Below are 26,804 nucleotides of genomic sequence, written 5' to 3' on the forward strand. Positions count from 1 at the left end.
GGCAGGGAGAATCATGGAATCATACAGTGTAAAGATGGATGCGTTTGAAGGCCCGTTGGATTTGTTGTTACATTTGATTGGGAAATTGGAGATTGACCTGTACGATATTTCCGTATCGGTCGTGACGGATCAGTATGTGTCCTATATTCGTGCGATGCAACATCTGGAACTGGATGTGGCGAGTGAATATCTTGTCATGGCAGCGACGCTCCTGCAATTAAAAAGTAAACAACTGTTACCTGTCGAACAGACGGAGTTCGAAGATGTTCCTGATTTTGAGGAGGAGCCGACACGCGAAGGGTTGATTCAGCAACTGATTGAATATAAAGCATATAAGGAAGCGGCACTGGTCTTAAAGGAAAAGGAAGAGGCGCGCCTTGAACTTTTTTCAAAGCAGCCGGAAGACTTGATGGCGTATCTCGATGCCGAGACACAGGATTACAGCGGGAATCTGTCCTTTAGTGACTTGTTGCGGGCGTATGAAAAAATGCGCCAACGTGTCGCCTGGAAAGTGCGCCGATCGAAAACGGTCAAACGGGAAGAACGGACGCTTGAACAACAGATGGTCCATGTTTCCGAATATGTCCTCGGCAATGACGGGACGACATTTTTTGGATTCTTTACGGAACAGCCGACCGTTGAGGAATTGGTGGTCAGCTTCTTGGCAGTGCTTGAACTTGTCAAACAACGGATTGTTGCGTGTGAACAGATGAATGACGATATCTTGTTACGTGCCTTAGTGAAGGAGGAGAATCAGATTGGCGTATGATCGAATCATTGAAAGTTTATTGTTTGTGGTTGGAGATGATGGCATCGATCCACGTGGTTTGAGTCAAGTCCTTGAAATCAGTGAGGCGGCAGCGCGGGAACAGTTGCATGCTCTTCAGATAACGTTTGAATCCGAACAACGTGTCTTGCAAATCGTTGAGTCGGGCGGTGTCTTCAAGATGGTCACCCGGAAAGAGATGTCCCCCTATGTGCAAGCCTATGCCGGTTCCCTGGCAGAAGACAGCTTGTCCCGGGCTGCGATGGAGACACTCGTCATCATTGCCTACAAACAACCGGTCACCCGGGCGGACATCGAAGTCATTCGCGGCGTGAAGACGGAGCGTGTCATTCATACGTTGAGTGCAAAAGGGTTAATTGATGAAGCCGGACGTGCAAAAGGCGTCGGGCGTGCAAAATTGTATAAGACGACTGATCATTTCCTGGATCACTTCGGACTGAACAGTATCGAAGAGTTGCCGCCGCTTGAGTTTGAAGAAACGTTAGAAGCGGACGGGGATCTATTTTTCCGGAATGAGTCGTCACTAGAGGAGAGAATAAATTAATGGAACGTCTACAAAAAATTATCGCCCAAGCTGGTGTCGCATCGCGACGCAAAGCAGAAGAATTGATCACAGAAGGTCGTGTCAAAGTCAACGGGAAAGTCATCACAGAACTTGGCACGAAAGTCGGCGGACGCGCGGAAGTGGAAGTGGACGGCGTCAAACTCGAACGCGAAGAACATGTCTACTACATGCTGTACAAACCAACCGGCGTCGTCTCGACCGTTGAGGATGACAAAGGCCGTAAAACCGTCGTTGATTTGGTCCCACCCGGTCACCGTGTGTTCCCGGTCGGTCGTCTCGACTACAATACGAGCGGCTTGTTACTCCTGACGAACGACGGGGAGTTCTCGAACCTGTTGCTGCACCCGAAATATAAAGTCCCGAAACGTTACATCGTCAAGATCAAAGGTGTACCGGAATATTATCATGTCAAAGGTCTTGAAAAAGGCGTCGTCTTGCCGGACGGATTCAAAACAGGCAAAGCACGTGTCGAGATGCGTGACATCGACAAGAAAAAGAATACGGCAATTTTAGAAATGGTCATCTATGAAGGCCACAACCGCCAAGTCCGACAAATGGTCGAAACACTTGGAGCGGAAGTCATCAAGTTGAAACGTGAACAGTTTGGCTTCCTGACACTCGCCGGATTGACATCAGGCGACTGGCGCGAACTTTCAAAAAAAGAAGTCAATCAATTGCGTGAGCTGGCGGATCCGGTTGCTCCCCCTACGAAAAGACGTAAGAACACAAAAAAACGTTAATTTGTAAAGCGAGAAGCTCAGCCTGCGGGTTGAGTTTTCTTTGTTTGTGACAAAACGATTAACGTATTTCACATTCTGTCAACATTTAAGCGATTTCAAGTACAATATGGGTGGAGGCGGTGCGACATGAAAAAAACAAATCAAAACCCGGATGAGCGGCTAGCAGCCGCAAAGCAAAAGAAGAAAAAACGTTCATTTTGGCGGTTGATGATCATGACGATGGTGTTATTCGCCGGTGCGGTCGTCATCATGCAGTTTGTGGATCAGGCGACACGCGACAAGGACGGACGAGTCCTTGCCGGAGACGATGCGCCAGGATTTGCGCTTGTCGATCTGTATGGGGAAAAACAACATACGATGGATGAGTACAAAGGAAAAGGACTTTTACTCAATTTCTGGGGCACATTCTGTGAACCTTGTAAAAAAGAAATGCCGTTGATTAATGACAACGTCGATATGTTGGAAAAAGAAGGTGTTAACTTCGTGGCGGTCAACGTCGGCGAAACACCGGTCCGCGTGTCAAGTTTCATCAAGGAAATCGGTGGAACCGATTATCCGATTCTGATGGATACGAACAGTTCGGTCGAAAAAGCGTACGGCATCTACAACTTACCTGTGACGTTCATCATTAACAAAGAAGGTAAAGTCGTCGAGAAGTATGAGGGTGAAATCGATCAAGCGAAACTGGAAGAAATGATTAAAAAAGCAAACGAGTAACGCATCGAGGGGGAATTTATGATGCAGCAGGAATATAAGCAACTGGATATGCGTTATGAGGAAGCCGAGCTTCGTTCAAAACGAAAAAACCAGTCGTGGATTGACCGGACATGGACATTCTTCTCATCCGTCAAAGTAGGACTGTGGTTGATCGGCTTGATCATCATCGCAAGCGGGGTCGGGACGATCTTTCCACAAGAAATGTACATTCCGCAAGCCATCCCGCCGGAAGAGTTTTACGGCAAAGAATACGGGACGGCCGGCGATATGTATTATGCGTTAGGATTCCATAACTTGTTTGAATCCTGGTGGTATATTGGATTGATTACATTATTGCTTCTTTCAATCATCATCGTGTCAATTGACCGTTTCTTCCCGCTTTACCGCGCTTTGAAGAAACAACCGGTCATCCAGTCCGACCGTTTTATGGGCGGTCAGCGATTTGGCGCTGAGGCGACTGGTACGGTCCAACAGATTGATGCAATCGAGCCTTTGCTCAAGAAAAAAGGGTATAAGATTCGCCGGAAAGACGGCGCCTTGTTAGCCGAAAAACAACGGTTTGGTCGCTGGGGTCCATACATCAACCATATTGGATTGGTGCTGTTCTTTGGTGGTGCCATGTTACGAATCGTTCCTGGGATGCACGAAGACGAGTTGCTTTGGATTCGTGAAGGGGAAACGTTGCCGGTCGAAGCGACGGACAATCAATACTATCTCGAGAACAATGCTTTCAACATCGAATTTTATGATCCGGCAAAAGAGGATGAGAAGTTCAGTGAAGCATTAAAACGAGCGGGTGGAAGTGTTCCGAAAAACTACGATACGCAGATGACGCTGTATGAGAAGGTCGGCATGACGGACGATTTCAAACCGAAACTTGAAAAAATCAAGTCGGGTGAAACCGCGGTCAACCAGCCGTTTGAGTTCGGAAATTATCAAGTCTTCCAGGAACAGTATGCGGCGGATCCTGAATTCAAGACGATGTCATTTAACATCGAGAATCAAAAAACGGGAAAAGTCGTCGATACGATCAAGGTCGACTTACGTAATCCGAAAGAAACCTATGCCTTAAAAGACGGGTACGAAGTTGAACTGAAGGACTTCTTACCGGACTTCGTCGTCAAAGACGGAAAACCGACGACGAACTCATCACGTCCAGTCAATCCGGCGTTCGTCTTTACGATCAAATCTCCGGAACATCCGGAAGGGGAACGGAGTCTGATCGGGATCAAACTGAATGTCGGCGGCGATGAGAACCAATACAAGATGGGCTTCGCAGGTACGGAACTCTCGAACATCTCTGGCGTTCGAATCAAAAAAGATCTGACGTTACCGTTCCTGTTCGCAGGTGGAATCATCTTCATGACGGGTCTGTTGATCGGCATGTATTGGCCGCACCGCAGACTATGGTTAAAAGAAGCGGACGGGCAGATTAAAATTGCCGGCTTCACGAACAAAAACGCACTTGGGCTTCAGAAAGAAGCCAATCTCGCATTGACCGAAGTGGGACTTCCGCAACTGGAAGACCGGCAGAAGTTGCGGGAAGAGGGGGAATCGAAATGAATCTGCTTAGTTTGAGTAGTAATCTACTGCTCGCATCCTTTGTTTTGTATTTGATCAGTACCGGCTTCTTTGCGGTTGCGACAAGTGGCAAAAAAGGACCAACCCGCTCAGGGAGGATTGCTTTTTCGCTCGCAATCGTTGGATTTATCGCTCAACTCGGTTACTTCTTCACACGCTGGGCGGGAGCCGGTCACGTACCGGTCTCGAACTTATATGAATACACGACCTTCTTCGGTATGATGATGGTGCTTGGTTTCTTGATCGTCTACGGGATTTACCGGAACAATGTCCTCGGACTTGTCGCGATGCCTGTCGCCTTGCTCGTCATCGCTTATGCATCAATGTTCCCGGACGAAGTCCAACCGTTGATTCCAGCCTTACAAAGTGTTTGGCTGAAAATCCACGTGACGACAGCTGCACTCGGCGAGGGGATTCTGGCGGTCAGTTTTGCGACCGGCTTGTTGTACCTGATCCATGCGACGGACTTCAGCAAGGAGTCGAAAACACGGACGTGGCTTGAAGTCGTCATGTTTTCACTCGCCTGTGTCGTCGGTTACATCGTCGTTGGTCTGTTGTTTAATGCAATCGGGACAAACTCGACCATCGAGTATGTCGCGAAAAACGGTGCCACGATGCAACATGACTACACGATGCCTGTCTTGACAGGTCCTGAAAATGGGAAAGTCATCTCCGGTTCAGGAGCGGTGGCAGAATTGCCGAACTTCCTCAATGCCAATAAAGTCAACACGGTACTCTGGTCGTTAATCGGCGGAATCGTTTTGTACATTCTGCTCCGGTTTGTCATTCTCCGGAAGCGGTTGGCGGAAAGTCTGAAACCGATTGCTCGGAAAATTGATCTCGAGACAGCGGATGAAATCAGCTACCGCTCGGTTGCAATCGGCTTACCGATCTTCATTCTCGGCGGACTGATCTTTGCGATGATTTGGGCACAGATGGCATGGAGCCGTTACTGGGGCTGGGATCCAAAAGAAGTATGGGCACTGATCACGATGCTCTTTTATGTGTTTTATCTCCACATGCGCATCCAGCGCGGTTGGATCGGAAAAAAATCAGCATGGTTATGTGTCGGTGGATTTGCCGTCATCATGTTTAACCTCGTCTTCGTCAATCTGGTTGTTGCGGGTCTTCACTCGTACGCCTGATCGGTGAAATCGATTGACCGGATCATTAATCAAGGATGGACGACGGAAAAACTTCCGTTGTCCATCCTTTTTTTTGCGTGAAGCGGCAATTCCGCGGTCGGAGACGCTATTCTTTTAGTTTCATAGTATACTAAAAGAGTAGTAGGATAGAGTTAGACAGATTAGTTCATGGGAGGAATCAACTGATGTCAGAAGAAGCGCGTATTTTGGTCGTCGATGATGAAGAACGGATTCGGCGTTTATTGAAAATGTACCTCGAACGTGAGAACTTTACGATTGAAGAAGCGGATAACGGAGAAACGGCTCTCGAGATGGCACTGGAAACGGAATATGATGTGATTCTACTGGATTTGATGATGCCAAAACTCGACGGCATGCAGGTCTGCGAAGAACTGCGGAAAACGAAAGCGACGCCAATCGTCATGCTGACGGCGAAAGGCGAAGAGACGAACCGGGTTCACGGCTTTGAGATGGGGGCAGACGATTACATCGTCAAACCGTTCAGCCCACGCGAAGTCGTCTTACGTGTCAAAGCGATCCTGCGCCGGGCAAGTGCGACCAAGTTCCTGCATACCGATGCGAAGACAAAAGACGTCATCGTGTTCCCGCATCTGACGATTGATAATGATGCGCACCGCGTCACGGTCGAATCACAGGAAGTCAACTTGACGCCAAAAGAATACGAATTGCTGTATTTCCTGGCGAAACAGACGGATAAAGTGTTCTCGCGCGAACAACTGTTAAAAGAAGTCTGGAACTATGAGTTTTTCGGCGACTTACGAACGGTCGATACCCACGTCAAACGGTTGCGTGAAAAGTTGAACCGCTTGTCACCCAATGCGGCGCAGATGATTACGACGGTTTGGGGTGTCGGATACAAGTTCGAGAATAACCCTGCCTGACGATGAAGTGGTTACAGAGTGTCGTCATCAAACTGTGGGGAACGATTTTATTACTTGTCTCGGTCGTCTTGATTGCTTTGACGATTTTGCTGCTCGAATTTTTCAATTCGTTCCATATCGAGCAGGAACGGGGACACTTGGCAAAGCTCGGCCAGCAGGTCGAAACGGTGTTTCAAGCCCATAGTGGTCTCGAAGAAGGATCGGCCACCGCGATTGAGATTACTGACATATACGGTGCGACCCTGATCGCGACGTCAACGGATGAGACGATCGAAACGAACATCTCGGAAGAGAAGGCGAGTCGGATCATCAAAGAACTGGAACGTCAGAACTGGAAAGCCGTCGACGGCGAAGAAGGGGAAACCGCGATCGGGAATTACGAAACGTTTGACGGGAAAGCGGCCCTTGCATACCGGGCTCCGTTCATTACGGAGAGCGGAAGCGGGACGATGTATTTGATTGAACAATTGACGAATATCGAGCAGGCCAATGAAGGGGCGCGTCAAATCATCCAGCTCTGTGTCCTGCTTGCCATCATCGGGACGACCGTCTTCGCCTTTTTCCTTTCAACACGGATTACGGCACCGCTCCGAACGATTCGCCAAGCCGTCGTTGAAGCGGGAGAAGGGAAGTTCGATCAAAGTCTGACCCAACGCTCTCGGGATGAGATCGGGGATCTGGCGCTCGCGTTTAACGAGATGAGCAGTCAGCTGAACCAATACGTCACCGATCTCGACAAGGAACGGCATCTCTTGTCTTCGATCTTAAAATGTATGGCGGACGGTGTTTTGACGTTCTCGGATTCGGGTGAGTTGCTCGCGACCAATCCGCCGGCGGAAGCCTTCTTAGCCGGTGCACCTGTACCGGACGAACTGATTGAACTGTTCCAGACGGTCATGCGCAAGGAAAAAGAGATGACGGTTTCCTTCGAGCGGGAAGGACGCTTCTACATCATCATCGTCAGTCCGTTGCTCGAACAAGAAGAGCAGATCGGCGCCGTTGCCGTCTTGCGTGATATGACGGAAGCCCAACAGCTCGAAAAAATGCGGGCGGACTTTGTCGCAAACGTCAGTCATGAACTACGGACACCTCTCGTGATGTTACAGGGGTATTCCGAAGCGATCGTCGACGGGATGACGGAAAGTGACGAAGCGACGAAAGAGTTTGCCTCGATCATTTATGATGAGTCGCAGCGACTCTCGCGTCTTGTCAATGATCTGCTTGATCTTGCCCGGATGGAAGCCGGCTATCAGGAACAACGGATCGAGACGATCGATGCGGTTCCGTTTGCCAAACGAATGATTAAGAAATTCAAGCAGATGGGTCTTGAAAAACGTGTTTCCTTTGAGGTGGTCGGTCCGAACGCCCAGTTCGAAGCCGATCCGGACCAGATGGATCAAGTGATGACGAATCTGCTCGGAAATGCCTTACGCTACACGGAAGATGGGCAAATCAAGATTGAAATTGCTGAAGATAGGGAAACAATATCTTTATCTGTAATTGATTCGGGAGACGGAATTCCGGAAGAAGATGTGCCGTTTGTATTCGATCGTTTTTATAAAGCGGATAAAGCACGGACACGCGGCAAAACCGGAACCGGCATCGGTCTCGCGATTGTTGCTAATGTCGTTCGTTCACATGACGGAGAAGTCGAAGTCGAAAGTGAACTGGGGAAAGGATCTGTTTTCCGAATTCAATTACCAAAAAAACAAAGGAAGCGAACTTTATGATTCGCTTCCTTTCGCTATAAGACAGGAGTGAGTGGTTTGAAAATCTATACGAAATCAGGGGATGAGGGAGATACATCCCTCGTTGGCGGACGCGTCAAGAAAAATGACGTCCGAATCACCTTAATGGGGGAACTCGACGAACTGAACAGTTTTGTCGGGCTTGCCCGAACGAAAGCGACGTCGATCGAGGTCAAGGAGCAGTTGACGGTCATCCAGCACGTTCTGTTTGATTGCGGCAGTGATTTGATGTACGTCGAACAAAAAGCATCACGCTTGAGTCCGACGGCGACAGAAGATCTCGAAAGTTGGATTGACAGTTTGACGGAATTATCGCCGCCGCTTGATAAATTCATCTTACCGGGCGGAACGGAAGCAGCGGCTTGTCTGCATGTCGCACGGACGGTCTGCCGTCGCGTCGAACGGACGATGATTGATGTCGAACAGGCCCCTCACTTGTTGCCGTTCATCAATCGCTTAAGTGACTTCTTCTTTACGGCAGCACGGTACGAAAATGCAGTTAATCAAAAAGCGGATATCGAATATGTGCGGAGTGCGCACGTATTTAAACGAAAGGGTGGAGAAGCATGAGTCAGTCATTTCAGACGTGGAAAAAACAAGGAACGACCTTTCATCTCGTTCCGACCGAAAAATTCAAGACGACTACCGTCCTCGTGACGTTTTCAGCACCACTTGAGGAAACGACACTGACGAGCCGGGCATTGTTACCGTATATCATGGAAAAATCGACAGCGGCTTATCCGTCGATGAAGGCTTTACGCGAGCCGCTCGAAACGTTATACGACGCCGGTCTGTATGCGGATGCCTCGAAATTCGGGGAGGAACATGTCATCTCGTTCCAACTCGATATCGTCCGCGGTGATCTCGTTCGTCATGAGACCCTGCTCGAGGAAGCACTGGATCTACTCGAACAGATGATTTTTTATCCGGATTTGACAGAAGGCGGATTCCGGGAACAGTTCGTCAAACAGGAGAAGCGTCTGCACGCTTTGCGAATCAGTTCGTTGTATGACGACAAGATGCGTTTTGCCCAGCAACGCCTGCTTGAATTAATGGCGCCGGGAGAAGCGGTTTCCCTGTCGTCACTCGGTACACTCGAGGCCCTTGAACAGATTACACCATCTTCTTTGCGTGATACATACCGGTCGATGGTGGAAGAGGACCGGATCGATGTTTTCGTCGTTGGTCATGTCACACAAGACGAGATGGAAGATGCCTTGTCCTTCCTGCCGTCGCACGGTGAAAAAGCCAGTCATTACATCCCGGCCCAAAAACAAGTCATGGGTGTCAAACGGTCATCCGAGACACAACCAATCAAACAAGGGAAACTGCATTTAGGATACCGGGTGGGCGTTGATCCGACGTCGGTTGATTCCATCCGGATGCAAATCGTCAATGGCTTGTTCGGTGGCTTCCCGCATTCGAAATTATTCATGAACGTCCGTGAAAAAGAGAGTTTGGCCTATTACGCCGCCTCACGGTACGCCGCGTTAAACGGTGCGTTGTATGTCTATGCCGGTGTCGAGACGAAGCAGGCAGAGCGGGCGGAGACCATCATCGGCGAACAGTTGGTAGATTTGAAGGCTGGACTGTTTACAGATGAAGAATTGACACAGACGAAAGCGATGCTGATCAATGCACGTCGCCAGATTCTCGATCAGCCGGGACAACTGATTGGTTGGTTGAACGGCTCGAAGATGCGCGGACTGACGCTGGAAGATGAGATTCATATCATCGAGACGGCAACACGCGACGATGTCGTCCGTTTGGCGGCGGCAATCGAACTAGAAGCAGTTTACTTATTGCGAGGTGAAGAATAATGGAACAGTTCACGTATCATGATACCGACGAAACCGTCTTTTTTGAGCAGCTTGACAACGGACTAGCCGTTTATCTTCTGCAGAAGAAAGGCTACGAAAAAACGTATGCAACATTCACGACACGCTACGGCTCGATTGACAACCGTTTTAAAACAGGGGATGACTGGGTCCAGGTACCGGACGGGATCGCTCATTTCCTCGAGCACAAGATGTTCGAGTCGGAAAAAGGAGATGTTTTCCAAGAGTTTGGCCGACTCGGTGCGTCCGCCAACGCGTTCACGTCATTTTCGCGGACCGCGTATCTCTTCTCGGCGACATCATTGATTGAACAAAATCTGGAGACGCTGATCGACTTCGTCCAGGATCCGTACTTCACACCGGAAAGTGTCGAGAAGGAAAAAGGCATCATCACACAGGAAATTCAGATGTATCAAGATAACCCCGGCTGGCGTCTGTTCTTTGGTCTGATCGAATCGATGTATGCGAAGCATCCGGTCCGGATTGATATCGCCGGAACACCGGAATCGATTGATCAAATCACGGCTGACGATTTGTATACGTCTTACCGGACGTTTTATCATCCGTCGAACATGGTCTTGTTCGTCGTCGGAAACATTGATCCGGCGGAGACGCTTGCTTTAATCAAAGCGAATCAGGCGAAAAAGAACTATTCCGACCGACCGGCGATCGAACGCGATTACGGAGTGGAGCCGAACACCGTCGCCAAGAAACGATTTGAACTTGAACTCGACGTCAAGACACCAAAAGTCTTGATCGGTTATAAAGACACGTCACTCGGCGGCGAGGAACAGTTACGCCGGGAATTGACGAGTGAACTGTTGTTGCACCTGTTGTTTGATCAAACATCTTCGACGTATCTTGAACTGTATGAAGACGGGTTGATCGATGATACGTTCAGCTTTGATTATTCGAGTGAGGAAGAGTTCGCTTTTGCGACGTTCGGAATGGAAACGGAAGATCCGGAACGCTTCATTGCGGCGTACGAGAACTTACTCGCTGTCCGTCCGGAGTTCGAGGAGACGGAAGTCGTCCGCAAACGAAACATGATGCAAGGTAAATTCTTGCGTTCGCTCAACTCACCGGAATTCATCGCCAACCAGTTTTCACGCCATGCCTTGGCGGGAACGAACTTGTTTACGTTACCGACCTTGATTGCTTCGATCACAAAAGAAGAAATCGAAGCCCGTTTTGATGAATTGTTTGCACTCGACAACCGTGCGATTTCAATCGTCAAACCGTACGCGTAACCGATGCGGATTTTAATTACCGGAGCGAGTGGCGCCATCGGATGGGCGACCGTCAAACGCTTGGCGGAAGACGGGCATGAGCTCGTCTTGCATACACATCAACGAAAGACAGAACTAGAACAACTCGTGAAGCAGTTGCCTGTGACGACAGAAATCGTCACAGGCGATCTGTCTGACCGGAACGCTTTGGCGGCCTTTTGTGAGACGCTCCCTTCCGTCGAAGGGTTCATCCATATTGCCGGTACGAGCTTCAGCGGACTGCTGGTTGATCAAACGGTCCGTTCGGCAGAAGCGATGTTGACCTTACATGTCGAGTCATTGATTCAGATTGCACAGGTCTTGACACGAAAAAAAGCATTCTCCGCTCCGCTTTCGATCGTCGTCGTCAGCAGTGTGCTTGGAGAAACCGGTGTTGCCGGAGAGGTCGTCTACTCGACCTGTAAGGCGGCACAACTCGGTTTCGTCAAGGCATACAGTAAAGAACTCGGTGCCATGCACGGTCGGGTGAACGCCGTGACGCCGGGATGGATCGATACACCGATGAATGCCGTTTTTTCTGAGGAAGACCGTGAGCTTGCGCTTGCAGAAATTCCGGCAGGTCGCTTTGGCCGGGTCGAAGAAGTGGCTTCCGCGATCGTCTACTTGATGAGCGAGGAGTCGGAATATATGAATGGTGCCGTCCTGAAGATTGACGGTGCTTGGATGTAATCCGTTAAATTTGCTTAGGGGAATGCTTTTCATTTTTCAAAAAATCATTTAACATGAGGGATGGATAACCGATTCTAAGGGAGGCTTTGCGCGTGAGTGAATTCGAACAGTGGTATCTGGAGTATGAATTGAACGTCAACCGTCCCGGAATTTTGGGGGACATCGCGTCACTCATGGGGATGCTACATATTTCGATTGTCACGATTAATGGTGTTGACCATCAACGTCGCGGCATGTTGCTGCAAACGAAGCAGCCGGATCAAATTCCGCGACTCGCAGCCATCCTGAAGACGATGCCGGCGATTGAAGTCATTAAATTGCGGAAACCGAAACTGCGTGACCGGATCGCGATCCGCCATGGCCGTTACATCGATCACAGCAGCGGTGAAATCAAGACGTTCCGATTCGTCCGCGAAGATTTAGGGATTCTCGTCGATTTCATGGCAGAGTTGTGCAAGCAGGAGGGACATCTTTTGATTGGTGTCCGCGGTATGCCCCGAGTCGGTAAAACAGAATCGATTGTTGCCGCAAGTGTCAGTGCGAACAAGAAATGGCTGTTCCTGTCATCAACGTTGATCAAACAAACGGTTCGAACGTCCTTGTTTGATGATGAACGGACTGGAGATTATGTCTATATCATTGACGCACTTGTCTCCCAGCGCCATTTCGATGAGCGGCACTGGCAGATATTACGAGAAGTCATGCGTTTGCCGGCGACGAAAATTGTCGAACATCCGGACGCTTTTGTTAAATCAAGCGAATATACGTGGGATGATTTTGATTACATCATTGAACTCCGCAACACGACAGAAGAAATCATTGTCACCGAACCACCGCGTGCCCATGGCGGGAACGAATGGTTCAATTTCGAATAAGTATTGAAAATGGAAGGTGTGTTACCGATGACTGAGCTCGGAACCTACTTAAAGGAGCAACGGGAGACGCTAGGTGTATCCCTTGAGCAAATTCAAAGTACAACTAAAATTCAAAAACGTTATATCGTCGCCATCGAAGAAGGGGACTACAAGCAACTGCCAGGTGCCTTTTATGCCCGGGCATTCATTAAAACTTACGCCGAAGCTCTTGGACTTGATGTCGATGAGGTCTTCGAGACGTACAAACGTGATTTACCGGAGCCGGAAACACAACCGGTCGTCGAATTGTCGCGTCGTGCGACCTATTCGAAGTCGACCGCTCCAAAAAAGAGTGTTGCCAAACGGTGGATTCCAAACATCATCATCATCGCGCTGATCTTTGCGATTGGGGTCGCCCTGTACTACGGTTTCCAAGCGTTCCAGGACGGTGACGATACCCGAACGGCGACGCCTCAACAAAATGAGGTCACGATTGATGAAGGGGATGCACCAAGTAAGGAAACCAATGCCCCGGCGGAAGAGCCGAAGGAAGAAGAACCGGCTAAAGAAGAAGAACCTGTAAAAGAAGAAGAGAAAAAACCGTTAGCTGCGAAAACGACGGCTGGTCAGGACATCACATATGAAGTGCCGACAGACGAGACGATGAGTGTATCGATTCGGATCAAGAAAGATGCCTCGCCATCGCCATTTGTTGGTGTTCGGGATACGTCTCTTGAAGGCGAAGCACTTGCGCCCGACCATATCAATGCGTCGGACCCGAACCCGATTGTCGTCAAAGATGCGAAAACGGATGTCATCCGGATTCGTGTCGGGTCAATCAAGGGAATCGACAGTATTATCGTCAATGATCAGGAGCTTAAGCTTAACCGCTCCCTCCTCGTTCAAAATATTTATTTGAAGAAAGTAGCTACGCCATAAGGCGTGTCTTCTTCATGTCGGCTCTGCCGGCATACATAACCCGAAAAGGAGGGATACGAGAATGAACTTGCCCAATCAATTGACGGTCTTACGCGTGTTATTAATTCCCGTGTTCGTTGCCGTCTTAGCTATCAATCCAGACTGGGGACAGTGGGATGTCTTAGGAGCAGAATTACCGGTTTCCCACTTCGTCGCCGCGATGATCTTTTCTGTCGCTGCCATCACCGATTGGCTCGATGGTTATCTCGCACGTAAAAACAAATTGGTCACGAACTTCGGTAAATTCATGGATCCACTTGCTGACAAGATGCTTGTCGCTGCAGCACTTGTCTATCTGGTAGAACTTGAATTCGTCGCTGCCTGGGTCGTCGTCATCATCTTATGTCGTGAATTTGCCGTGACGGGTCTACGTCTCGTCGCTTCAGACGAAGGAATCGTGCTCGCTGCCGGTAATTCAGGCAAAGCAAAAACATGGGTTCAGTTGACGTCGATCATCGCCTTTTTATTACACGACATCGGATTTGCCTTGCTGAACATTCCATTTGCTGAAATCACGATGTGGCTTGCTTTAGTATTGACGATTTACTCGGGTGTCGAGTATTTCTCGAAAAATATCAAATTGATTACGAAATCGATGTAAGTTATATCAAACAAGGCTGTTCGCCAAATCGAACAGTCTTTTCTTATAGTTAAGGAAGTGGGGATGCAGGATGAAAGCAGAAATCATTGCTGTTGGAAGTGAGTTACTGTTAGGTGAAATCGCCAACACGAACGCCCAGTATTTATCGGAGTGGCTCGCGACGTGCGGAATCGATGTCCATTACCATACGGTCGTCGGTGACAACCGGGAGCGGATGGTCGAAGTTGTTACACGTGCTCAGGAACGGGCTGAATTGATTGTCATTACCGGAGGACTTGGTCCGACGGAAGACGACTTGACGAAAGAAGTCGTGGCAGATCTTCTCGGGCTTGGATTGCATGTTGATCAGCCGGCATACGACCGAATTGAAGCGTTCTTGAAGACACGAGAACGTGTGATGACGGACAACGAGAGAAAACAGGCGCTCGTCATCGAAGGAGCGGACGTCTTGACGAACGAGGCAGGTCTCGCTCCAGGCATGTCGCTCCATGCGGACAAGCACCAATACATCTTGTTGCCTGGTGTTCCGCGCGAGATGAAACGAATCATCGCCGATCATTTCGAACACCTGCTTGGAAAAGAAACGATCAAATCCAGAACGTTGCGCTTTTTCGGGATTGGCGAGTCGGCATTAAATGACCGGTTGGCTGATCTGATTCGGACGGCACGCAATCCGTCGATCGCTCCGTACGCGGAATTGGCGGAAGTCCGTCTTCGTCTGACAGCGAAGGCGTTTGATGAACGCGAGGCGCTGGAGATGCTTGATACACTCGAACGACAGGTACTCGATGAAGTCGGGACACATTTTTACGGATACGGGGATGCCAGTTTACCTGCCGTCGTCTTGGACCGGTGCCGCAAAGCCGGATTGACGTTAGCAGCAGCCGAGTCGTTGACGGGCGGTGCCTTCGCGAGTGGTCTGACGGACATTGCCGGTGCAAGCGATGTCTTTCGCGGTGGTGCTGTCGTCTATGCGGACACAGCGAAAGTTAATGTCTTAGGTGTCGAACAGACGTTGCTCGATGAACAGACGGCGGTCAGCCGGAGTGTGGCGATTGCCATGGCGGAAGGGGCGCGTGCACTTTACGAGACGGACCTTGCCATCGCCTTGACGGGAGAGGCGGGACCAACGAGCAACAGCGGTCAAGCTGTTGGAACAGTCTTCTGTGCATTGGCACAAGCGAGCGGTACACAAGTGCTTGAATTGACGTATCCTTCCTTCGACCGTGGTATGATTAGATTACGTTCCGTCAAGGATGCCTACTTCATGTTGTTGAAAAACATCGGTCATTCCGACGAAATGGAGGAAAGTTAATTTCTTTCAACTATACGAATAAATGTTCGTAAAAAGCTTGTTATTTGGTCTCAAAAGAAGTACAATAATCTCAGTAAGATAAATAAAAGGAGGCCTGCTACGTGAGTGATCGTAAAGCAGCACTTGAGATGGCGTTACGCCAGATTGAGAAACAATTTGGTAAAGGTTCAATCATGAAACTAGGTGAAAGTGCAGATCAGAGAGTATCGGTGATCTCATCTGGATCTATCACATTAGATATAGCTCTCGGTGCAGGTGGATATCCACGTGGACGGGTAATCGAAGTCTATGGTCCGGAATCTTCGGGTAAGACGACAGTCGCGCTTCACGCGATTGCTGAAGTTCAAAAACAAGGCGGACAAGCAGCCTTTATCGATGCAGAGCATGCACTTGATCCTGCTTACGCCAACAAACTAGGCGTTGACATCGACGAACTTCTTTTGTCACAACCGGATACAGGAGAGCAAGCGCTTGAAATCGCAGAAGCTCTTGTCCGTTCAGGTGCTGTCGATATTCTAGTCGTCGACTCCGTTGCCGCGCTCGTTCCTAAAGCCGAGATCGAAGGCGAAATGGGTGACTCACACATGGGTCTGCAAGCACGTCTTATGAGTCAGGCACTACGTAAATTGTCTGGTGCTACAAATAAATCCAAAACCATCGTTATCTTCATCAACCAGATTCGTGAGAAGATTGGTGTCATGTTCGGTAACCCGGAAACGACTCCAGGTGGACGTGCGTTGAAATTCTATTCGTCTGTCCGTCTTGAAGTCCGTCGTGCGGAAGCATTGAAAAACGGAACTGATATCGTCGGAAACCGGACGAAACTGAAAGTTGTTAAAAACAAAATTGCGCCGCCGTTCAAACAAGCGGAAGTCGATATCATGTACGGTCAAGGTATCTCGAAATTCGGTGAATTGATCGACATCGGGACAGATCTCGATATCGTTCAAAAAAGCGGTGCATGGTATTCATACAATTCAGAGCGTCTTGGTCAAGGACGTGAGAATGCAAAACAATATATGATCGAGCATCCGGAAGTGGCGAATGAAGTCGAACGCTTAATTCGTGAGCATCACGGTCTTGTCGATCGCAAGGATCCTGTTGATTTCGAAGAAGGTCAAGCAGAAGATATGTTTGCAGAATAAGTGGGAAAAGGAGTGGAATCGATTCAGATTCCGCTCTTTTTTTGTTGAAAAGAGGAAAACATAGGAATTCTTTCCCGCCCGTTCGTTGACAATGAACGAGTGCTATCCTTACAATATAGATGTACGTTTTTTAGACAGCTTCGATGAATAACCGAAATGAACTAAGAAACACCTTGCAAAGGGGAGGTGAACCCATGGGTACAACAACTTGGATTGTCATACTTCTCCTCACATTACTGATCGCATTCATCGTAGGCTACTTCTTGCGGAAATCGATTGCAGAAGCGAAAATTCAGGGCGCGGAAACAGAAGCGACGAAAATCGTGGAACGTGCACAGGTAGCAGCGGAAGCAACGAAAAAAGAAGCATTACTCGAAGCGAAAGATGAAGCTTTTAAACTTCGGACAGAAGTGGAAAAAGAACTTCGTGAACGTCGTCAAGAGCTAACGAAACAAGAAGGACGATTGCTCCAAAAAGAAGAGACACTCGATCGCCGTGTTGATTCCATCGACCGTAAGGAAGAACAAATCAATACGCGGGATGCAGAGATCGCGAAACGGAAGCATCAAGCTGAAGAGTTAGAACGAAAAGTAGAGGACCTGTATGAACAGGGACGCCAAGAGCTCGTACGTGTTGCGAATCTTTCGCAAGACGAAGCCAGAGCTATCATCATGGATGAGACGAAACAAGCTGCAATGCATGACGCAGCAATTCTTCAAAAAGAAATCGAACAAAAAGCAAAAGAAGAAGCGGACAAAAAAGCACGAAATATTCTTTCACTCGCGATTCAACGGTTCGCCGCAGAACACATCGCGGAGACGACGGTTTCTGTCGTCAACTTGCCGAATGACGAGATGAAGGGTCGGATCATCGGTCGTGAAGGACGAAACATTCGAACGCTTGAAACATTGACGGGGATTGATCTAATCATCGATGATACACCGGAAGCGGTTATCTTGTCCGGATTTGATCCAATTCGCCGTGAAGTGGCGAAGATGGCGCTTGAGAAATTGGTTCAAGACGGTCGGATTCACCCGGCTCGGATTGAAGAGATGGTCGACAAGTCCCGCCGAGAAATGGATGAACGGATTCGTGAAATCGGTGAAGAAGCGACGTATGACGTCGGAATTCACGGAATTCACCCGGATCTTGTCAAAATTCTCGGTCGCTTGAAATACCGGACGAGTTATGGTCAAAACGTCCTGTTCCACTCGCTTGAAGTCGCGCATCTTGCCGGCATGATGGCAGCGGAGCTTGGAGAAGATGTAACGCTTGCGAAGCGAGCCGGTCTTCTGCACGATATCGGGAAAGCGATTGACCATGAGGTTGAAGGAAGTCACGTTGAGATCGGGGTTGAGCTCGGTACGAAGTACAAAGAGCACCCAACCGTCATCAATGCGATTGCTTCCCACCACGGGGATACAGAAGCGACATCTGTCATTTCTGTTTTGGTCGCAGCAGCGGATGCTTTATCTGCCGCACGCCCAGGTGCACGTCAAGAAACGCTTGAAAGCTACATCCGACGTCTTGAACGTCTGGAAGAAATCTCAGAATCATTTGACGGTGTTGAGAAGTCCTTTGCGATCCAAGCCGGTCGTGAAGTTCGGATCATCGTTCGTCCTGATGTCGTCGACGATGTCCTTGCGCATAAAATGGCAAGCGATATCCGGAAAAAAATCGAAGAAGAACTCGATTATCCGGGTCACATCAAAGTCACGGTCATTCGGGAAACACGGGCAGTCGAATACGCAAAATAAGCAGAGTGGCGGGCGACCGCCACTTTTTTTAATGATTGGAGGAAATTTTTTTGAAAATCTTATTTATTGGTGACGTTGTCGGGGCACCGGGTCGGCATATCCTGCAACAGTTCACAGCACGAATCAAATCGAAGTACAACCCGACGGTCATGCTGGTGAATGGAGAAAACGCCGCACACGGGCGGGGGATCACGAAATCGATTTACCATCAGTTGCTTGAGCTTGGGTTCCACGGCGTCACGATGGGGAATCATACATTTGATAACCGCGACATCTTTGATTGGATTGATGATGCAGACCGGATCGTTCGTCCTGCCAACTATCCGGAAGGAACACCCGGTCGCGGGATGATGGTCTTAAAAGTCGGCAACAAAAAAATCGCCGTCATCAACGTGCAAGGAACTGTTTTCTTACCACCACTCGGCGATCCATTCCGGACAGTCGATGAATTGATTGCGGAAGTCGAGGGTGAGGTCGATGCAATCTTCGTCGATGTTCATGCGGAAGCGACAAGTGAAAAGATTGCCATGGGCTATCACCTGGCAGGTCGTGTCCAGGCCGTCGTCGGAACGCATACACACGTCCAGACGGCAGATGAACGGATTCTCGAAGGTGGAACCGCCTATATCACGGATGTCGGGATGACAGGACCGCTAGACGGTGTCCTCGGTATGCGTAAGGAAGATGTCTTGCGGAAATTCAAAACACAACTCCCAACCCGGTTTGAAGTTGCAGAAGGACGGGAACAGTTAAATGGAGTCTTGATTCATATTGATGATGTATCGAAAAAAGCTACGAAAATTGAACGCATTCATCTAACGGATCAATCGATTTTCTTTGATTGAGTGTTGATTTTTGATTGGGAGGTACGTGCATGGACGTCCTGAAAGTATCAGCTAAATCGAATCCGAATGCGGTCGCAGGGGCGCTTGCGGGTGTACTTCGAGAGAAGGGTTCTGTCGAGATTCAGGCAATCGGTGCAGGTGCACTCAATCAATCCATCAAAGCGGTTGCAATCGCCCGAGGATTTGTCGCACCGGCAGGGATGGACCTGATTTGTATCCCGGCATTTACCGACATCATGATTGATGGGGAAGAACGGACGGCAATCAAACTCATCATTGAACCACGATGATGCATCATTGGACATAGGTCCTAACGTATGTAGACCATTTACTCGTTGGAGTAGATGGTCTTTTTTTTCGCTCGATTCCCTGAAGGAGGATTGTACAACTATCCGGAAATCGGTATCATGGGGGAGGATAGTGAAGCAGACAGCTTCAATCATTTCAGGGGATCAGAAGGAGCGAACGTCGATGTACAATCAATTGTCATGGAAAGTAGGCGGTCAGCAGGGTGAGGGGATTGAATCGACTGGTGAAATCTTCGCCATTGCCTTGAACCGTCTAGGTTATTACTTATATGGATACCGTCATTTTTCATCGCGGATCAAGGGTGGACATACAAACAATAAAATCCGGGTCGCGACACATGAAGTCCGGACGGTTGCCGATGATTTAGATATCTTGGTCGCATTTGATCAGGAAACGATCGACGTCAACTTCCATGAGTTACGTCAAGGGGCAATCATCATTGCCGATGCGAAGTTTAATCCGACGAATCCGGATCAGACACGGGCCGTCCTCTATCCGATTCCTTTTACGGAAATTGCGGCAGGACTCGGCACATCCTTGATGAAGAATATGGTCGCAATCGGTGCGTCGAGCGCCATTCTCGGCATTCATCCGGAACGGTTCCAAGCCGTCGTTGAACAGATTTTTGGACGGAAAGGACCGGAGATGGTCGAGAAAAACTTATCGGCGATTCGTGAAGGGGCGGCTGCCTTTGAAGCGATGGCCGGAACGGCGGAACGGTTTATACTTGATTCTGCCGACGGTCAGCAACGGATGTTCATGATTGGGAACGATGCGATTGCGCTTGGTGCGGTTGCAGGAGGCGCCCGTCTGATGGCGGCTTATCCCATCACGCCGTCATCGGAAATCATGGAGTACTTAATCAAAAAATTACCGCAGTTCGGCGGGACTGTCGTCCAGACGGAAGATGAGCTCGCGGCTGTAACGATGGCAATCGGTGCCAACTACGCTGGTGTCCGTGCCTTGACGGCATCAGCCGGACCGGGTCTGTCTTTGATGGCAGAAGCGATTGGACTGTCCGGCATGACGGAAACACCACTCGTCATCATCGATACCCAGCGCGGAGGACCGTCAACCGGATTACCGACGAAACAGGAACAGTCGGACTTGATGGCGATGATTTACAGCACCCATGGCGAGATTCCCAAAGTCGTCCTGGCGCCGTCGACCGTCGAAGAAGCCTTTTATGATGCGGCGGAAGCTTTTAACATTGCGGAAGAGTATCAGTGTCCGGTCATTCTCTTGACGGACTTGATGCTGTCGCTTGGAAAACAGTCCGTCGAACCGCTCGATGTCAATCGGGTTGAAATCCGTCGCGGGAAACTGATCTCAGGTGATTTGCCGGAACTCGAGGGCAAAGCGTACTTTAAACGTTATGAAGTCACGGAAGACGGTGTCAGTCCCCGTGTCGTCCCAGGAACGAAACACGGAATTCATCACGTGACCGGTGTCGAACATAACGAAGAAGGCCGTCCGTCGGAAGCGACGAAGAACCGGGTCGATCAAATGACGAAACGATTAAGAAAGCTGAACCAATTCCGGATGAAGGATGCGGTCCTTGTGACAGAACAGCATGCGACACCGGACATCCTGTTTGTCGGCTTCAACTCGACGCGCGGTACGATTGAAGAAGTGATGCCGCGTCTTGAGGAACAGGGGATTCATGTCGATCATCTCCACATCCGCCAGATGCATCCGTTCCCGAGTGAACTGGTCCGTCCGCATCTCGAACGGGCCAAACAGGTTGTCGTCGTCGAATACAATGCGACGGGACAATTGGCAAAACTGATTCAGATGAACTGTGGTTTTGCGGAAAAAATTGAACACATTCTAAAATTCAACGGCGACCCGTTCTATCCGGCGGAAGTGGTGGAACAAGTCGTTGCAGGAGGGGTTTTCCATGGCAACATTTAAAGATTTCAGAAACGATGTGAAACCCAACTGGTGTCCGGGCTGCGGTGACTTTTCGATTCAGGCGGCCATTCAACGGGCGGTCGCAAACGTCGGACTGGAGCCGGAAGAACTCGCTTTGATTTCCGGCATCGGCTGTTCGGGACGGATTTCCGGCTATATCAACACCTATGGCTTCCACGGCGTCCATGGTCGCTCGTTACCGATTGCCCAAGGCGTCAAGATGGCGAACCGTGAATTGACGGTCATCGCTTCCGGAGGAGACGGTGACGGGTTTGCAATCGGGATGGGACATACGATCCACGCCTTCAAACGGAATGTCGACATGACGTATATCGTCATGGACAATCAGATTTACGGTTTGACGAAGGGACAGACGTCACCGACGTCGGCGCTTGGATTCAAGACGAAATCAACACCCAAAGGATCAATTGAAAAAAGTGTCTCACCGGTTGAACTGGCGCTGACGGCAGGCGCGACGTTTGTCGCCCAGAGTTTTTCGAATGATTTAAAAGGATTGACGAGTCTGATTGAACAGGCGACGAAACATAAAGGATTTGCCTTCATCAATGTCTTCAGTCCTTGTGTCACGTTTAACAAGGTCAACACGTACGACTGGTTCAAGCAGAACTTGACGAAACTGGACGATCTGGAAAACTATGACGCGACTGATTTAGACGTTGCCAAACGAGTGGTCCATGAACATAACGGGCTCGTCATGGGATTGATTTACCAAGACGATTCGCGTCCGGATTATCAGTCACAAATTGATGGCTATGCGGATCGTGGACTGACTTTTGCAGATCTCGACATGAATGAAGAAACATTTGGTAAACTTGCTGCTGAATTCATGTAAACTAGAGTAGAATGATTGTTTGATGATTTGGGGATGCTCAACACTTGGTCATTACCGATTAGAGAAACAGGTAAGACCCATGAAGGAGTCGGGGAGACATGACAAAATTAGTGACAGCTGTAGAGGATACGACAAAAGTAAAGACGATGCGGGCGCTCGTCAAGGAAGAACGTGGATTTGGTGCGGTCTTAAAAGAAGTAGCCGTCCCAACACCAAATCGGGGCGAAGTGTTGATTCGTGTCGAGGCGACGTCGATTTGCGGGACAGACGTCCATATCTATGAATGGGATGCCTGGGCGGCGTCACGCGTCAATCCACCGTATGTTTTTGGTCATGAGTTTTCAGGTGAAGTCGTCGAACTGGGTGAAGGGACAAAACGTCTGAAGCTCGGCGATCGTGTCTCCGCGGAAACACATATCGTTTGTCACCAATGTAAACAATGTCTGCGGGGACAATACCATATCTGTAAAAATACAAAAATCATCGGCGTCGATACACAAGGCTGTTTCGCCGAATATGTGGTCATGCCGGAAGAAAACCTCTGGGTCAATCCGGAAGATATGCCGGCCGGCATCGCGTCGATTCAAGAGCCGATGGGAAATGCCGTTCATACGGTCCTTGCCAGTGACGTCAGTGCCAAGACGGTGGCAATCGTCGGTTGCGGTCCAATCGGATTGATGGCCGTATCCGTCGCGAAAGCGGCAGGGGCGGCAGAAGTGGTGGCGATTGATGTCAATCCATACCGGCTCGAACTCGCGAAGACGATGGGCGCGGATGTCGTCATCGACTCTCGTCATGAAGATGTTCTTGAACGCGTCCGGATGATGACTGACGGCGACGGCATTGATGTCGTCTGCGAAATGAGCGGTCATCCGGTCGCCATCGGTCAAGCATTTGAGATGGTGACGGCAGGCGGGGATGTCAATATCTTGAGTCTGCCGGTCAAACCGGTCGAAATCGATTTGACGAACCATGTCGTCTTTAAAGGAGTCCGCGTTCAGGGGATTACCGGACGGAAGATGTATGAGACATGGAGTCAGGTATCCGCCTTCTTGTCGAGCGGAAAAGTTGATGTGAAGCCGTTGATCACGCACACGTTGCCACTTGAACGGTTTGAAGAAGGATTCGAATTGATGCGACAAGGGAAATGTGGAAAGGTCGTACTACAACCAAGGGGGACGAATTGATGGGTTTTGAGCATTTACGGACAGAATTGGAAGAGATGAAACAAGCGGGAACGTTCCGCGAACTCGTGGCGCTTGAAAGTGCCCAGCACAACCGGGTGACGGTTGACGGAAAAGAACTAATTCAATTATCGTCGAACAACTATCTTGGACTCGCAGCGCACCCGCGTCTCGCGAAACGGGCAGCCGACGCGGCACTCGAATTTGGTGCGGGAACCGGTTCGGTCCGGACAATTGCCGGAACACTCGAGATGCACCAAGCCTTCGAACGAGAACTGGCGACGTTTAAACATACGGAAGCAGCACTTGTCTTCCAGTCGGGCTTCGCAACGAACCTCGGCGTACTATCCGCTTTACTCGGACCGGAGGACGTCGTCATTTCCGATGCGCTGAATCACGCCTCGATCATCGACGGGATTCGTCTGACGAAAGCCAAACGTCGTATTTACAACCATGTGGATCTCGCGGACTTGGAAGCTGCCTTGCAAGAAACACAGGACGCGCGGACACGTCTCGTCGTAACGGACGGCGTCTTCTCGATGGACGGAAACATTGCACCACTTCCGGAAATCGTTGAATTGGCTGAAAAATACGATGCCCTCGTCATGGTCGATGATGCCCATGCATCAGGTGTACTCGGAAAAAGCGGCCGCGGAACCGTCAATCATTTTGGACTCGATGGACGGGTTGCGTTGCAAGTCGGGACGTTATCAAAAGCGATTGGTGTCCTCGGCGGATATGTCGCGTGTGAACAACACGTTAAAGACTATCTGATCCATAAAGGTCGTCCATTCTTATTCTCGACGTCGCATCCGCCGGCAGTCGTCGAAGCGAACCGGGAAGCACTCCGCGTCATGGAAGAAGAAGGGGAACTGTTTGACCGCCTGTGGGAAAACACGGAGTTCTTCAAACACGGATTACGGGAACTCGGGTTTGATATCGGCACGTCAACGACACCGATCACACCCGTCATCGTCGGCGACGAAGCGTTATGCCATCAGCTGTCAGACCGTTTGCGTCAACACGGTGTCTTTGCACAAGGGATTGCCTTCCCGACTGTTGCCAAAGGCAAAGCACGTGTCCGGACCATCGTCACAGCGGAACATACACGAGAAGACTTGGAGCAAGCGCTCGAAGCGTTTAAACAAGTGGGTCAAGAATTGAAATTGATTTAACAATAGGGACGAAACGATAAAAGGGACGGCACATCTTCCGATGCGCCGTCCCTTTTTAATGTTTTTCACTCATGGCGTTCGATTAATATACAGCAATCGGTCCATAGGGTCCGTCGATGATTTCCAGCGGGGTCTCGAAGATATCCGAAAGCGTTTCGGCGACCATGATTTCTTTGACCGTACCAAAAGCAGCGATTTGTCCGTCTTTCATGGCACAGATGTGGTCCGAGTATTTAGCTGCAAAATTGATATCATGTAAAACTGTGACGATTGTCCGTCCGAATACATCCGCGACATGACGAAGGTAGCCCATCATTTGGACGGATCGGGCGATGTCGAGGTTATTGAGCGGTTCATCAAGTAAAACATATTCCGTTTCCTGACAAAGCACCATCGCAACGTAGGCACGTTGTCGCTGACCGCCGGAAAGCTCATCGAGATAACGATGCTCGAGCGGTGTCAAATCGAGAAAATCGATGTACTTTGAAGTGATGGCTTCGTCTTCCGGTGTCAGTCGCCCTTTGGAGTAAGGGAAGCGGCCGAATCCGACCAATTGACGGACGGTCAACCGGGTTACAAAATGATTTTCTTGACGCAGAATCGTAATGATTTTTGCCAAATCCTTGGACTTCGTGCTCGATACATCCAGACCTGCGACCTGGATGTGCCCTTCGTCGAGATGCAACAGACGACCAATCATCATCAGTGTCGTCGATTTACCCGCGCCGTTTGGTCCGATGAGCGCAGTGAGACCGGCTTTTGGCAGCTCGAGCTGGATAGGACCGATTTGAACATGATCGCTGTATGATTTCTTGACTTGATCTAATTTAATCATAGGGACCTCTTCCTTAATAACACCGCGAGGAAAATCACACCGCCAAACAGTTCGATGATGACGGAGACCACGCTCGGTGCATTGAAAATATGATACATGAAGAAATAGGCGCTTGTCAGAACGAGAAAACCAATGGAAAACGCCATCGGCAGGACATACTTATGATCGTATGTTGAAGCGACCTGATAACTCAGTGTTGCGACTAAAAATCCGAAAAACGTCAACGGTCCGATCAATGCCGTCGACATGGACATGAGCAGAGAAATGAGAATGAGGACATAGATGACGCTGCGGCGGTGATTCACGCCGAACGATGTAGCGACATCCTTTCCGAGTGCGATGACATTGAGGCGATTAGCCGACAAGAACAACAGGATGCTGACGACGATGACGATGGGAATCACGATCGGGAAATAAGCCGCATCCGCATTCGTCACAGAACCAAACAGTCGGGCTTGCAGGATGTCGAACTCAGATGGCGCAAGCATCCGTCGCATGAACGTCGAAAGCGAATTGAGTCCGGTGCCCATGATGATGCCGATTAAGAGCATGAGCTGCAAATTCGCGTATTTTCCGGATAACAGCCAACCGTACAACAGTAAACTCATGCCTAACATGAGGATGACTTGTGTGAAGAAGGCTCCTGTCCCTGTGAAACCAATCAATGCACCGGCACCGAAGAAGAAAATCATCGACGTTTGGATCGTTGCATACAGTGCGTCGAATCCAAGGAGTGACGGGGTGATGATTCGGTTATTCGTCACCGAGTGAAAAGCGACGGTAGCGAGACTTTGACAAAGCGCCGCGATGGCCATCGTCACAATCGCTGTGATCCGGCGTTCGACGACCGGCCAGAAGGAAGGGGACTGAACCGGAACCGGATTGTTGTAGACGAGGAGACCAAATGAACAGAACAGTCCACCCAGGAGAAAAAGACAAAGCAAGATCCAATAACGCCGTTCGAGTTGCTTGGATTGGAAGGCCGAAGTGTTCCGGTCACGTGTATGAGACGTCGTCAGTTCATGTGTACAGGTTTTAGATGTTGGATCCATGAGGGA

At 49.6% G+C, this 26,804-nt stretch carries 26 protein-coding genes; 24 read left to right on the forward strand and 2 right to left on the reverse strand.

Going from position 1 to position 26,804, the window contains the following annotated elements; genetic code table 11:
- The first annotated feature begins 13 nt into the window (after positions 1–13).
- The 24 genes from KNP87_RS06710 to KNP87_RS06825 all read left to right on the forward strand — a co-directional run bounded on the left by KNP87_RS06710 (position 14) and on the right by KNP87_RS06825 (position 24,911).
- A complete protein-coding gene (locus KNP87_RS06710; RefSeq protein ID WP_026833463.1) occupies positions 14–769 on the forward strand; it encodes a segregation/condensation protein A in 756 nt (251 codons plus the stop codon).
- Entirely contained in the window at positions 759–1,331 is a 573-nt protein-coding gene (gene scpB / locus KNP87_RS06715) for an SMC-Scp complex subunit ScpB (RefSeq protein WP_026833462.1), read from the forward strand. Before KNP87_RS06710 ends, scpB begins: the two co-directional genes overlap by 11 nt.
- Positions 1,331–2,092: a pseudouridine synthase gene (locus tag KNP87_RS06720; protein WP_026833461.1), complete on the forward strand. Its 762-nt coding sequence runs from the start codon at positions 1,331–1,333 to the stop codon at positions 2,090–2,092. The genes scpB and KNP87_RS06720 overlap by 1 nt, the downstream gene beginning before the upstream one ends.
- Positions 2,093–2,218: 126 nt before the next feature.
- Complete coding sequence (locus KNP87_RS06725) at positions 2,219–2,809, forward strand: redoxin domain-containing protein (RefSeq protein ID WP_035387646.1); 591 nt, start codon at positions 2,219–2,221, stop codon at positions 2,807–2,809.
- A 21-nt stretch (positions 2,810–2,830) separates the two neighbouring features.
- Positions 2,831–4,372 (forward strand): cytochrome c biogenesis protein ResB, encoded by a 1,542-nt coding sequence (gene resB / locus KNP87_RS06730; protein ID WP_233550614.1) that lies wholly within the window; start codon positions 2,831–2,833, stop codon positions 4,370–4,372.
- Positions 4,369–5,535, forward strand: coding sequence for a c-type cytochrome biogenesis protein CcsB (gene ccsB / locus KNP87_RS06735; RefSeq protein ID WP_285801227.1), 1,167 nt, complete (start codon positions 4,369–4,371; stop codon positions 5,533–5,535). Before resB ends, ccsB begins: the two co-directional genes overlap by 4 nt.
- Before the next feature lie 185 nt (positions 5,536–5,720).
- Complete coding sequence (locus KNP87_RS06740; protein ID WP_012369919.1) at positions 5,721–6,437, forward strand: response regulator transcription factor; 717 nt, start codon at positions 5,721–5,723, stop codon at positions 6,435–6,437.
- A 2-nt stretch (positions 6,438–6,439) separates the two neighbouring features.
- On the forward strand, positions 6,440–8,167 hold the full coding sequence (locus KNP87_RS06745; RefSeq protein WP_214721186.1) for a sensor histidine kinase: 1,728 nt from the start codon (positions 6,440–6,442) through the stop codon (positions 8,165–8,167).
- A 36-nt stretch (positions 8,168–8,203) separates the two neighbouring features.
- A complete protein-coding gene (locus tag KNP87_RS06750; protein ID WP_214721187.1) occupies positions 8,204–8,755 on the forward strand; it encodes a cob(I)yrinic acid a,c-diamide adenosyltransferase in 552 nt (183 codons plus the stop codon).
- Positions 8,752–10,005 (forward strand): EF-P 5-aminopentanol modification-associated protein YfmF, encoded by a 1,254-nt coding sequence (gene yfmF / locus KNP87_RS06755; protein ID WP_026833455.1) that lies wholly within the window; start codon positions 8,752–8,754, stop codon positions 10,003–10,005. Before KNP87_RS06750 ends, yfmF begins: the two co-directional genes overlap by 4 nt.
- Positions 10,005–11,273: an EF-P 5-aminopentanol modification-associated protein YfmH gene (yfmH, locus tag KNP87_RS06760; RefSeq protein WP_214721188.1), complete on the forward strand. Its 1,269-nt coding sequence runs from the start codon at positions 10,005–10,007 to the stop codon at positions 11,271–11,273. The genes yfmF and yfmH overlap by 1 nt, the downstream gene beginning before the upstream one ends.
- A 3-nt stretch (positions 11,274–11,276) precedes the next feature.
- Entirely contained in the window at positions 11,277–11,981 is a 705-nt protein-coding gene (gene ymfI / locus KNP87_RS06765) for an elongation factor P 5-aminopentanone reductase (RefSeq protein WP_214721189.1), read from the forward strand.
- A 92-nt stretch (positions 11,982–12,073) separates the two neighbouring features.
- Positions 12,074–12,856 (forward strand): DUF3388 domain-containing protein, encoded by a 783-nt coding sequence (locus KNP87_RS06770; RefSeq protein ID WP_026833452.1) that lies wholly within the window; start codon positions 12,074–12,076, stop codon positions 12,854–12,856.
- A 27-nt stretch (positions 12,857–12,883) separates the two neighbouring features.
- Entirely contained in the window at positions 12,884–13,774 is an 891-nt protein-coding gene (locus tag KNP87_RS06775; RefSeq protein WP_214721190.1) for a helix-turn-helix domain-containing protein, read from the forward strand.
- Between the two features lie 61 nt (positions 13,775–13,835).
- Positions 13,836–14,414: a CDP-diacylglycerol--glycerol-3-phosphate 3-phosphatidyltransferase gene (gene pgsA / locus KNP87_RS06780; RefSeq protein WP_026833450.1), complete on the forward strand. Its 579-nt coding sequence runs from the start codon at positions 13,836–13,838 to the stop codon at positions 14,412–14,414.
- 70 nt (positions 14,415–14,484) lie between these two features.
- Entirely contained in the window at positions 14,485–15,729 is a 1,245-nt protein-coding gene (locus KNP87_RS06785; protein ID WP_214721191.1) for a competence/damage-inducible protein A, read from the forward strand.
- Positions 15,730–15,830: 101 nt separating this feature from the next.
- Complete coding sequence (gene recA / locus KNP87_RS06790; RefSeq protein WP_214721192.1) at positions 15,831–16,874, forward strand: recombinase RecA; 1,044 nt, start codon at positions 15,831–15,833, stop codon at positions 16,872–16,874.
- A gap of 194 nt (positions 16,875–17,068) precedes the next feature.
- Entirely contained in the window at positions 17,069–18,631 is a 1,563-nt protein-coding gene (gene rny / locus KNP87_RS06795) for a ribonuclease Y (protein WP_026833447.1), read from the forward strand.
- Positions 18,632–18,681: 50 nt separating this feature from the next.
- Entirely contained in the window at positions 18,682–19,476 is a 795-nt protein-coding gene (locus KNP87_RS06800; protein ID WP_012369931.1) for a TIGR00282 family metallophosphoesterase, read from the forward strand.
- 29 nt (positions 19,477–19,505) lie between these two features.
- Positions 19,506–19,766 carry a stage V sporulation protein S gene (locus KNP87_RS06805; protein ID WP_026833446.1) on the forward strand — a complete coding sequence of 87 codons (261 nt, stop codon included), beginning with the start codon at positions 19,506–19,508 and terminating at the stop codon, positions 19,764–19,766.
- A gap of 181 nt (positions 19,767–19,947) precedes the next feature.
- The gene (locus KNP87_RS06810) at positions 19,948–21,699 is read left to right on the forward strand and encodes a 2-oxoacid:acceptor oxidoreductase subunit alpha (RefSeq protein ID WP_214721235.1); all 1,752 of its coding nucleotides are present in this window, start codon (positions 19,948–19,950) and stop codon (positions 21,697–21,699) included.
- Positions 21,686–22,552 (forward strand): 2-oxoacid:ferredoxin oxidoreductase subunit beta, encoded by an 867-nt coding sequence (locus tag KNP87_RS06815; protein ID WP_026833444.1) that lies wholly within the window; start codon positions 21,686–21,688, stop codon positions 22,550–22,552. The genes KNP87_RS06810 and KNP87_RS06815 overlap by 14 nt, the downstream gene beginning before the upstream one ends.
- A gap of 98 nt (positions 22,553–22,650) precedes the next feature.
- On the forward strand, positions 22,651–23,739 hold the full coding sequence (gene tdh / locus KNP87_RS06820) for an L-threonine 3-dehydrogenase (protein WP_035414191.1): 1,089 nt from the start codon (positions 22,651–22,653) through the stop codon (positions 23,737–23,739).
- Positions 23,739–24,911: a glycine C-acetyltransferase gene (locus KNP87_RS06825; protein ID WP_026833442.1), complete on the forward strand. Its 1,173-nt coding sequence runs from the start codon at positions 23,739–23,741 to the stop codon at positions 24,909–24,911. The genes tdh and KNP87_RS06825 overlap by 1 nt, the downstream gene beginning before the upstream one ends.
- 82 nt (positions 24,912–24,993) lie before the next feature.
- On the opposite strand, the gene KNP87_RS06830 is transcribed toward KNP87_RS06825, so the two are convergent.
- Together KNP87_RS06830 and KNP87_RS06835 are read right to left on the reverse strand one after the other, a co-directional pair.
- Positions 24,994–25,746, reverse strand: coding sequence for an iron ABC transporter ATP-binding protein (locus KNP87_RS06830; RefSeq protein ID WP_214721193.1), 753 nt, complete (start codon positions 25,744–25,746; stop codon positions 24,994–24,996).
- Complete coding sequence (locus KNP87_RS06835) at positions 25,743–26,798, reverse strand: iron chelate uptake ABC transporter family permease subunit (protein WP_251135493.1); 1,056 nt, start codon at positions 26,796–26,798, stop codon at positions 25,743–25,745. Before KNP87_RS06835 ends, KNP87_RS06830 begins: the two co-directional genes overlap by 4 nt.
- Positions 26,799–26,804: the final 6 nt, after the last annotated feature.

Origin of the sequence: Exiguobacterium sp. s192 (assembly GCF_018618795.1) — a bacterium.
Classification (GTDB): domain Bacteria; phylum Bacillota; class Bacilli; order Exiguobacteriales; family Exiguobacteriaceae; genus Exiguobacterium_A; species Exiguobacterium_A undae.